We start from the raw sequence: 3721 nt of genomic DNA on the forward strand, positions 1-3721 counted from the left end.
CGCTCACCACCGATATCTCCCTCGCTGAACGCCAGATCATCGAGATCGCGCGGGTAATCCTGACCGATCCAAGCGTCATGCTGCTCGACGAGCCGACCTCCGCCCTGGTCGAACGCGAGGTGGCCTGGCTGTTCGGCCAGATCCGCCTTCTGCGCGCGCGTGGCACAGCCATCGTGTTCACCTCACATCGCTGGGGCGAGATCGCCGCCATTTCTGATGAAATCACCATCTTTCGCAACGGCACCGATGTCGGCACCTTCACCACGATCGACGAAGATGCGGCCATCACCCTGATGACCGGCCAGCATCTCGGTGCCCTCTTCCCCCCCCGAACGGCCCCACCTTCTGCCCCACCCCTGCTCTCGTTGCGCGGTGCGCGCGCCGACGATATCGAACCGTTCGATATCGACATCTATCCCGGCGAGATTCTTGGCATTGGTGGCCTTGCTGGCCATGGACATCGCGCCCTGTTCTTCGGCCTGTTCGGCGCCCCCGGCTTTCTCGAAAGCGGGATCGAGATCGAGGGCAGACCAACCACCATCGCGACCCCGCGTGATGCCATCCGCGTCGGCATCGCGCTGGTGCCCGAGGATCGAAAGAGCGAGGGCCTGTTCCTGCCGTTACCTGTCGGCACCAACATTACCCTGCCGATCCTGCGTCGCCTCTCAAGCTTCGGCCTGATCCGCCCCGGTGCCGAACGTGCCATCATCGATGCAACGATCAAAAGCCTCTCCATCCGCACGCCCGATGCCGCCCAGCCGGTCGGTGCCCTGTCCGGTGGCAACCAGCAGAAAGTCCTACTCGGCCGGTGGCTACAAACCAGGCCGCGGATCTTGCTTCTCTACGACGTCACCCGCGGCGTCGATATCGCAACCAAGCACGAAATCTACGACCTGGTCAGCCGCCTCGCACGCGAGGGTTACGCCATCCTGTTCTATTCGTCGGACGCCGAGGAACTCGCGCATATCTGCCACCGCGTCAAAATCATGAGGCGCGGCCGGTTCGTCGCCGAACTCAATGGGGCTGCCCTGACCGCCGAAGCCATCGTTGCCGCCGCGATGCGCGACTCCGCCGCTCAAGCCGAGCCTCATGCCGCCTGAGTCGATAACCCTGCAGCGCGGCAGCCGCCTCGGCCACACCGTCGCCCAGAACATCGGCCTGATCCTCGCTGGCACAATCCTCCTACTCGCGATCCTAGGATTCATCCTGATCTATGGCCTCGCCCAGCACCGTCTGCCCGGCAATTTCGAATTGACCTCGACGGTCAACAGCGCGACCCCGCTCGTGTTCGCAGCCGTCGGCCAGAGCTTCGTCATCTTGACCAAGGGGATCGATCTATCGGTCGGCGGCGTGGTCGATCTCGCCAACGCCATCGCCGCTGTCACCATGGGAAAATCGCTGGGCGGCGCGCTGGCTTGGTCGGTGGTGATCCTATTGGTCGGTGCCGCCTGTGGTCTGGTCAACGGTCTGCTGGTAGCCCTTGGCCGGTTGCAGCCGATTGTGGTCACTCTGGCAACCCTCTCGATCTTCCAGGGCCTCGCGATCCGTGTGCTGCCGCAGCCGGGCGGAGCGATCCCCGCCGGCTACACCAATCTCCTGGTCAATCCGAACGACCCCTTCGCCCTGATCTTCATCGCATTCCTCGCCATCGGCTGGTCCGCCTTTCGCCGCTCCCGTACCGGGGTCGATCTCTATGCGATCGGCAACGACGAAGCAGCCGCCCGAGCCCTCGGGGTCAACGTCCTGCGCACCAAAATCATCGCCTACATGATCGACGGTACGCTCGCCGCTGCCGCCGGCCTGTTTCTGGCCGCCAGCGCGACGGCAGGCGATGCGACCACCGGCAACTCCTATACCCTTTCCTCGATCGTTGCGGTGGTGCTCGGCGGGGTGTCGCTGTTCGGCGGTCGGGGTTCGGCAATCGGCGCAATCGCCGGAGCCTTCATAACCACGCTGATCGTCAACATCCTGTTCTTCAGCCATGTCAACCCGCTGTATCAGTCGTTCTATGAGGGCGTGTTCCTACTGCTCGCGGTCGTGGTCGGCGGCGTCATCGGCGGCGCAATCAGGCGGCGGCGATGAGGCGCCTCACCGTTGAATCCCGCCGGGTCATCTACGCGTTCACCGCTGCGATCACACTGTTCGTCGTGGGCGACGCGGTTCATCCAGGCTTTCTCGGCCTGGCCAGCGTGGAATCGATCCTGGTCATCGCTTCGTTCGTCGGTCTCGTCGCGGCAGGCCAATGCTTCGTCATCCTAATCGGCGGCATTGATCTCTCGGTGCCCTGGGTGCTCAACGCCGCCGCCATCGTGATGACCACGACCTCCCTAGGCCGCAACACCGGCGCGCCCCAAGCCCTCGTCGCCGCTCTCGGCATGGGGGCAGTGGTCGGCGCGGCCAACGGCATCGGCGTAGCGTGGTTCGGCATCCCCGCCGTGGTGATGACCTTGGCAATGAACGGTATCATCGAGGGGCTGACCCTCGGCCTGTCCGGTGGCTTCACCTGCGGGTCATGCTCTTCCTATGCGCCGCCGCTGATCCAGGGCCTCGCGCACGATGGCTTTCTCGGCGTGCCGGATGCGCTCTGGCTCTGGCTCGTCGTGATCGTCCTGGTCAGCGGCGCACTCGGCCTGACCCGGTTCGGCCGCGCCACCTACGCACTTGGCAACAACACCCGCGCTGCGGTTCTCGCCGGAATCGATGTCGGACGCCTGACCATCGCGCTCTATGCCGTCAGCGGATTCTTCGCCGCCCTGACCGGCGTCATGCTGGTCGGATTCGGCGGCCAGGCGTCTCTCGGCATGGGCGATCCCTACCTATTCACCTCAATCGCCGCCGTTGTGATCGGCGGCGTCAACATCCTGGGCGGACGCGGCAAGTACCTCGGCGTCGCCGCCGGCGCGGTCAGCCTCACCGTCTTGGTTTCGGTGCTGCTCGCACTGAACATGCCCGATTACATCAGAAGCATCGCCTATGGTGTGGTCATTCTGGTCTTGCTCTTGGCCTACGGACGAGATCGCGACTGATCGGCCGCCCGGCATGACGGGGCCGCTGCGGAACGCGCACCGGAGAAGCAGACCCGCTGGATCAACCAGTCGGCTGCATGTCAAATGTGAGTTTTCCTTAAATGGCTCTGCCTCAATTCGCGTGAGTCGGGTTGAGTCTGAGGGGGATCATTCGTGCGCGGAGCAAATCGACGCCCGCACGGCCGTACATCGCCCGTTTCAGCGTCTTCAGCCGGTTGATCTGACCTTCAGTCTGACCGTTACTCCAAGTTTCGGTTATTGCATTGCCAACCGCCGCCAAATCTTGGCGCAGCGTATGGACGAAGCGGCGAATACCATAAAGTGTTGAGAGGTCGGCGTCATGCAGCCAGACGATGCGCTTTTCGACGTCGCCGCCGCGCAGAATGCCCCGGAAGCGCATGGCCAATGCTCGCATCGTGGAGAATGCGGGAGATATTGTCTTGAACGCATCCACTTTTGCCGCCTGGGCGTCCGTCAGCAAGCCGCGCGGCTCGACACACAATGCAGCGGCCAAAATCGGCGAGACCAGATGTCCGGTCAACGGATCGATCAAATGGGGCGTGGCAGTCGTGGCGGCATCGACAGTGACAGGGCACCCGGCACGGTGCCAACCCGCCAGCAGCCGGCCCAGGTGAGATATGCTGCCGGTGTAGCCAAGGTCTCTGATCTCCAGCAGCAAGGCCCGCCCGGACGTG

At 63.8% G+C, this 3721-nt stretch carries 4 protein-coding genes; 3 read left to right on the top strand and 1 reads right to left on the bottom strand.

All coding sequences use genetic code 11. The features are described 5' to 3' along the window. From ACP5E6_RS17090 to ACP5E6_RS17100, 3 genes are all read left to right on the top strand, one after another. Positions 1-1100: sugar ABC transporter ATP-binding protein (locus ACP5E6_RS17090; RefSeq protein WP_427956203.1), on the top strand; the 1100-nt coding region annotated here is incomplete at its 5' end. After that, on the top strand, positions 1090-2082 hold the full coding sequence (locus tag ACP5E6_RS17095) for an ABC transporter permease (RefSeq protein ID WP_427956205.1): 993 nt from the start codon (positions 1090-1092) through the stop codon (positions 2080-2082). The genes ACP5E6_RS17090 and ACP5E6_RS17095, both read left to right, overlap by 11 nt. After that, positions 2079-3026, top strand: coding sequence for an ABC transporter permease (locus ACP5E6_RS17100; protein ID WP_427956206.1), 948 nt, complete (start codon positions 2079-2081; stop codon positions 3024-3026). Before ACP5E6_RS17095 ends, ACP5E6_RS17100 begins: the two co-directional genes overlap by 4 nt. 112 nt (positions 3027-3138) lie before the next feature. On the opposite strand, the gene ACP5E6_RS17105 is transcribed toward ACP5E6_RS17100, so the two are convergent. Continuing rightward, positions 3139-3721, bottom strand: a 583-nt coding sequence (locus ACP5E6_RS17105; protein ID WP_427956208.1) for a transposase, incomplete at its 5' end; no start/stop codon positions are given.

The organism is Acidiphilium sp., from assembly GCF_049977125.1.
GTDB lineage: Bacteria > Pseudomonadota > Alphaproteobacteria > Acetobacterales > Acetobacteraceae > Acidiphilium.